The sequence below is a fragment of the Meiothermus sp. genome (assembly GCF_025056915.1).
Taxonomy (GTDB): Bacteria; Deinococcota; Deinococci; order Deinococcales; family Thermaceae; genus Meiothermus.
Genome location: NZ_JANWVH010000115.1, coordinates 1 through 6,074 on the forward strand (window position 1 = coordinate 1; position 6,074 = coordinate 6,074).

Consider the following 6,074-nt stretch of genomic DNA (forward strand, 5'->3'; position numbering starts at 1 on the left):
AGCAGTCTAACCAGCATGGCCAGCATTATTGCAAGCGCTTCAGCGCGGCCTAGGCTACCCACTGCTTCTGACATCCAGGTCAACTTTCGCGCCAGGAGTTCGATCTTACGCAATGTCAGCTTTACCAGACCTCGCCCCGGCGAGGCCATCCGGTTAGACAAAACTACGCGCTCAGCTCGATGGCGGGCTTCGTTCAAATGAGAAAAAGAATCCCACGTAGAAGCACAGCCATATGCGATCAGATGAGCGTCGTCATTATCTCGGATTGCTGCGATAACTTTTTCTAAGGCGACTTCGGCAGTCGGTTTGACTGCCGATAAGTTGGCTAGGGCGGCGCGTAGTCTTGCTTCTGTGCGGATGCAAGCGTCGAGAGCCTTGTCCAGGCTTTTGGAGATACGCTTTACATTGCCCGTTGTTCCGTCCCCGGCTAGTAGGTTGTTTATCACACTATCCAGGTTTGGTGCGCCAACGACAACGATCCCATGCATCCTACCCCCACGTTATCACCTGGCTACGCCTACCGTCAATCTGTAATATCCCCCTTGACACGTTGTTTTTACCTCTCATTTTTGACCCCAGTTTTGACCCCATTTGACCCCAGGTTTGACCCCAAACCGGAAGTTTTCCAGAGTGAGTAGAAGTGAAGCAAAAGCCCTTATCATGGGATAAACAGTGATTCCAGGTGATAGCGAGTGATGGGCTATTATCTTTTCCTAAACCTTAGGTCGCAGGTTCGAGTCCTGCCGGGCGCACCACCCTTCGGAGAAAAAGCGATTCCCGTTCCCTCACCCTTGAGATGACAGTTTCCTGAATATCTGAAGGAATCTTAAGATGAGCCTTCTGGACGCGGGTTCGGCAAGCCCTCGCCCTCCGGTGGAACATGCAACGTTCAAATGAACGCGCTCACCTGGAGCACCTCTACCAGCGAATATCGGCGCTGCGGGCGCAGGTAGAGCAGGAGGGTGCGGCCCAATACCGCCGCTGGCAGCCTTACCTGAAGCGGCCCTTTTTTGCCCGTTCGGCCCGCAATCTGGCCGACTACCTGGTCTTGCGGAAGCACGACCTGCGCCCCCTCCAGCGCGAGCTGGCCCGGCTGGGGCTATCCTCGCTGGGGCGGGCCGAGTCCAGGGTGCGGGAGAACCTCGATGCGGTGCTGGCCACCCTGGGCCGGGTCTTGGGTTTAGAGGAACTGCCCTACCCGACCCCCGAGGACTTCTTCGCGCGGGAGGCCCAGCTCGAGGCCGCCACAGAGGAGCTATTCGGCCCCGGCGCGGGCCCTCGCATCCTGGTCACGCTGCCCGAGGAGGTAGCCGCCGACCCGACCCTGGCTTCGGGGCTGGTAGCGGCAGGCATGGACGCGGCCCGCATCAACTGCGGGCACGGCGACCCTGTCATCTGGGGCGCGATGATAGCCCAGGTGCGGCAGGCCGCCCAGGCACAACCCATTCCTATCCTGATGGACTTGAGCGGCCCTCGCCTGCGTATCGAGAGGGTGCAGGCCGAACGGCGGCTTTTCGTGGGAGACCCGCTGCTGCTCATCACCCAGCCCGCCTTCGATGAGCCTTGCCCATTCCAGGCCACCGTTGGGCTACCCGAGGCGCTCTCGGGTTTGCAGTTGGGCCACCGGGTTTTCCTGGACGAAGGCAAGCTCGAGGCCCGCGTCGAACGCGTCGAACCCCAGGCGGTGCTGCTGCGGGTGGTCAGCACCCCCCCCAAGGGCTTCAAGCTACAGCCCGAAAAGGGCCTGAACCTGCCCGATACCCCGCTGGCCATCGGGCCGCTTAGCGCAAAGGACTTGCAAGACCTCGAGTTTGCCCTGCAAAACGCCGACCTGCTGGGGTATTCCTTCGTGCAGCGGCCCGAGGATGTGGAGCGCTTGCTTTTGGAACTGGAAGCTCGCCGGCCTTCGCGCTTGCGGGGGCTGGTGCTCAAAATCGAGACCCGCCAGGCGGTGAGCAACCTGCCCGAACTGATGGTGCGGGCCGCCGGGCGCTGGCCCACCGCCATCATGATTGCCCGGGGCGACCTGGCGGTCGAACTCGGCTACGAACGGCTGGCCGAGATGCAGGAGGAAATCCTCTGGCTGGCCGAGGCGGCCTCGGTGCCGGTCATCTGGGCCACCCAGGTGCTGGATCGGCTGGTCAGAAAGGGCACCCCCTCCCGCGCCGAGGTATCGGATGCGGTGCTGGCCGCCCGGGCCGAGTGCGTGATGCTCAACAAGGGGCCCTACCTCGAGCAGGGCATCCGGGTGCTCTCTGAAGTGCTGCGGCGGATGCAAGACCACCAGTACAAAAAAACGCCCAAGATGCGCCCCCTCAAAGCCTGGGCGAAATCGGCCTGGTAGCTTGTGGCAGGCGCCCCCCGGGAATGCTGTCAACACTTCACAGGCCGCCGGGTTCGCCGCGCTTGGTTGTTGCGCCCTTCACGGTAGCTGCGGTTCGGCGGCCACTACAGAAGAGAGCCTTTTCGGGGTCAAACGCCTCCAAATATGCGGCAAAACAAAAAGCCGTGAAGATACCCATACACACCCACAGGTTCTAAAGAGGGTGGCCCTCGAGTCCCCCTCGACCGGAGGGTTGGGGAGGGCATTGAACCAGACCCCCAGCCGGCTGGTCTGCAGTAAGAGCTTGGAGGCCAGGCCAGGATTCGCTCCGCGAGCGGGTTGCCTTTGCGCGATACAGTGTTGAATCTGTCGAGGATGCTTCTGGGGGTTGGATTGGAGCCTTGCCCCTACCGGGGTTTGGTTTTGCGGGTGGGCAGGGCGTTCCAGGGGTCTTCGGGCCAGGGGTGTTTGGGGTAGCGCCCCCGCAACTCCTTGCGGATCTCGGGGTAGGTCTGGTTCCAGAAGCTCCGCAAATCCTGGGTTACCTGGATGGGCCGCTGGGCAGGGGAGAGGAGGTGCAGCAGCACCGGGGTACGGCCCTCGTTGACGGTGGGGGTCTCGGCCAGGCCAAAAAGTTCCTGAAGCTTCACGGCCAACACCGGCGGGCCGCCCTCTGGGTTGTAGCTCAGCTTGATGTGCGAGCCGCTGGGCACCTGCAAGCGGGTGGGGGCCAAAGCCTCCAGCCGGGCGGGCAGCGGCCAGGGCAAAAGCCCGCCCAGAATGCTGGAAAGATCCAGACGGGCGAAATCCTCGCGGCGCCAGACCCCGTCCAGCCAGGGGGCAAGCCAGGCCTCGAGGGTCGCCAGCAGGTGTTCGTCGGAGACGTCGGGCCAGCCTTCCTCGGGCCGCCAGCGTCGCAGGCTCAGGATGCGGGCCTGCCACTGGCGCAGCTCGGCGGTCCAGGGCAAAAGCGCCAGCCCCTCGGCGTGCACCACCTGGCAGAGCAGTTTGCGGCGCCGGGCGGCGTCCAGGTGGCGGAGGGGCTCCGCGGCCAGCACCACCTCGCCCACCCGCAGCTCCCGCTGGGCCCGCAGAACCCCGCTGCGGGCATCCCAGGCCACGGTCTCGACGGGCCGGGCCAGTGGAAGCAGCTCCGAAGGCGCCACCGGCGCAGCCAGAAAAATGCGGCCTTCCTCCAGGCCAGCGTCGAGGTGGGCCACGGCCAGCCAGGGGGTACCGGCCAGCAGGTCGTTTTCGTCCAGGCGCACCCCCCGGCCCCCCGAGAGGCGGTAGCGCAGGCGCTCGCCTTCCCGCAGGCGGGCCAGCCGGTCGGGGTAGGCCATGGCCAGGAGCCGCCCCACCGCCCGCTCCTCGGGGGCCTGGTTTTCCGGAGCCACCCCCAGGCGCTGCCGCCACTGCTGGCTGAGCCGCTCGATTCGGGCCAGCGAACCCGGCTCGGCGCCGTGAAGGGCCTGGCCGGTTCGGCGCCACTGCCGCAGGGCCTGCAAGCGCAAGCCCACGTCGGCGCTGAAGCCCCGGGGCAGGGGGTCGCGCTCTTCCAGCAGGGCGGCCAGGTCGGCGGCCAGGGCGCTTTGCCCCAGGGCCTGGCCTTCCAGCAGCAGGTGGGCCAGGCGGGGGTGGGTGGGCCACTCCAGCATGGCCCGACCCCGCTCGGTGATGGCGGTGCCTTCCAGAGCCCCCAGCGCCTCCAGCAGCTCGCGGGCCTGCCGGAGGGCCCCCGCCGGCGGGGGCGTGAGCCAGTCCAGCGCGGCGGGGTCTTGCACGCCCCACTGGGCCAGCTCGAGCACCAGCAGGGCCAGGTCGGCCTCCAGAATCTCCGGTTTGCGCTCGGCCAGGAGCTGGCCCTGGGTGGCCTGGCTCCACAACCGATAGCAGACCCCCGGCCCCAGCCGTCCGGCCCGCCCGGCGCGTTGCTGGGCGGCATCCAGGGTGACCCGCGTGGTGACCAGGCGGGTCAGGCCGCTTCGGGCCTCGAAGCGGGGCAGCCGGGCGTAGCCCGCGTCTACCACCACCCGGATGCCCTCGATGGTGAGGCTGGTCTCGGCAATGGAGGTCGAGAGCACCACCTTACGCCTTTCAGGGTCGGGCAGGATGGCCGCCTGCTGGGCCGCAAGGGGCAGGTCGCCATACAGCGGGGCGATGCGAACCTCCGGGTGCCGCTCGGCCAGAAGCCGCTCGACCTGGGCAATCTCGCCCACCCCCGGCAAAAAAACCAGAATATCGCCTTCGTGCTCGGCCAAAGCCCGCGAAACCGCCCCCGCTACCACCCCCGGCAGGGGGCCCTGGGGGTCGCGGGGCAGATAGCGCACCTCAACCGGGTAGGGCCTTCCTTCCACGCTCAGCACCGGCGCGCCCAGCCGCTGGCCCAGCCCCCCTTCCAGGGTGGCCGACATCAGCAAAAGCCGCAGGTCTTCGCGCAGGGCCTGCTGCACCTCGCGGCACAGCACCAGGCCAAGGTCGGCCTGAAGGCTACGCTCGTGGAACTCGTCGAAGATGACCAGCCCCACCCCTTCCAGGCTGGGGTCTTTTTGCAGGCGGCGGGTCAGGATGCCCTCGGTGAGAACCTCGAGGCGGGTCTTGGGCCCCACCCGGCTTTCGAAGCGCACCCGGTAGCCCACGGTCTGCCCCACCTCCTCGCCCAGCAGGGCGGCCATGCGGGCCGCTACGTTGCGGGCGGCCAGGCGGCGGGGCTGAAGCATCCAGATTTTTTGCCCCCTAAGCCAGGGCTCGCCCAGCAGTTCCAGCGGCAACACGGTGCTTTTGCCTGCGCCGGGCGGGGCTTGCAGAATTGCCGTGCGATGCGATTCCAGGGCTTTTCGCAACGCGGGCAGAACCTCATGAATGGGTAGTTGTGGTGCCATAAGCCCGACTTCCGCTCTGGTATTTTCGCACAGGCGCTGTGGAGCGGGGCTGCTACCCTGAGCCCAGGATGTACGGAGTGCTGTGGCTCATCGGGATGGCGCTGGCTGCATGGGCGGCTGCCCATCTGCTTCATAGGCCCCGTTTCTGGCGCACCGAGGCCCCTGCGCTTATGGAGGTGGTCTCGGTCTGGTTGATTCTGACGCTGGTGATGGCCGGTGGCCTGGTTGGGCTGGGTGAGCTGCTGGCGCAGTTCTGGCCCCAGCGCCTGGCCGGACTGAGCACCCCCTGAGCGGCGGCATCTTCGCAAACAGCGGCGCTTTTTGGCCCAGGGTTCCGCCAAGCGTTGCGCTTGCCGGAACACGGCTTCGAGAAACTTTCCAGGGCGCTTTGGGCCTGCTGGGGTGGTTTTTCTTGGACTCAAAGAGTCTAAGAAACGCCTGAGAGGTTTTTTTTGTCGAATTTCGACAAAGGTATTTCTTTCTCTTCGCTATGGTTGATGGGTATGAGCAGAACCGAAGGGTATATTCTCTGGGCAAAAAGCTTTATCCAGGCCCGGCGGGTGGTGGCGGTGCGGATGGACGCCGAACGCGGTGAGTACGAAGCCCTGAGCGAGAACGGCTCGAGCTACTTCATCGAGCGGCTCGAGCAGGCCCAGGCCCTACTGACCGTTCTTGAGGAAAAACAAGAACCGTCAAAAGTTTAGATGGAGTCAAAAAGAAGTTCGGGTTGGACTGTGGCAAAATAGCTAGGAAATCCCTACTCTTGCTTGGCACAGGGCATTACCTTGATAGCAATGATTATTCGAATTGGTGCCGACGGTTTGCAGCCCGAGGAACTCATCGCGCTCTACGACCATAGCGGATGGGGC

5 protein-coding genes are annotated in these 6,074 nt (G+C 65.0%); 3 read left to right on the forward strand and 2 right to left on the reverse strand.

The window, feature by feature from the left end; all coding sequences use genetic code 11:
- Positions 1–488 (reverse strand): hypothetical protein (locus NZN28_RS13515; protein ID WP_295399007.1); only part of this gene is annotated, 488 nt, incomplete at its 3' end.
- Positions 489–880: 392 nt separating this feature from the next.
- Between NZN28_RS13515 and NZN28_RS13520 the strand changes: the two genes are divergently transcribed.
- Complete coding sequence (locus NZN28_RS13520) at positions 881–2,344, forward strand: pyruvate kinase (RefSeq protein ID WP_295399009.1); 1,464 nt, start codon at positions 881–883, stop codon at positions 2,342–2,344.
- Between the two features lie 386 nt (positions 2,345–2,730).
- Here the strand turns inward: NZN28_RS13520 and hrpB are convergent, their stop codons facing one another.
- A complete protein-coding gene (gene hrpB, locus NZN28_RS13525) occupies positions 2,731–5,205 on the reverse strand; it encodes an ATP-dependent helicase HrpB (RefSeq protein ID WP_295399011.1) in 2,475 nt (824 codons plus the stop codon).
- A gap of 68 nt (positions 5,206–5,273) precedes the next feature.
- On the opposite strand from hrpB, the gene NZN28_RS13530 reads away from it, so the two are divergent.
- Entirely contained in the window at positions 5,274–5,495 is a 222-nt protein-coding gene (locus NZN28_RS13530; protein ID WP_295399014.1) for a hypothetical protein, read from the forward strand.
- A gap of 213 nt (positions 5,496–5,708) precedes the next feature.
- Positions 5,709–5,909 (forward strand): hypothetical protein, encoded by a 201-nt coding sequence (locus NZN28_RS13535; protein WP_295399016.1) that lies wholly within the window; start codon positions 5,709–5,711, stop codon positions 5,907–5,909.
- Positions 5,910–6,074 lie beyond the last annotated feature (165 nt).

Coding starts and splice junctions, on each gene's coding strand:
- hrpB (WP_295399011.1), bottom strand. CDS start 5,205: ATGGCACCACAACTACCCATTCATGAGGTTCTGCCCGCGTTGCGAAAA.
- NZN28_RS13520 (WP_295399009.1), top strand. CDS start 881: ATGCAACGTTCAAATGAACGCGCTCACCTGGAGCACCTCTACCAGCGA.
- NZN28_RS13535 (WP_295399016.1), top strand. CDS start 5,709: ATGAGCAGAACCGAAGGGTATATTCTCTGGGCAAAAAGCTTTATCCAG.
- NZN28_RS13530 (WP_295399014.1), top strand. CDS start 5,274: ATGTACGGAGTGCTGTGGCTCATCGGGATGGCGCTGGCTGCATGGGCG.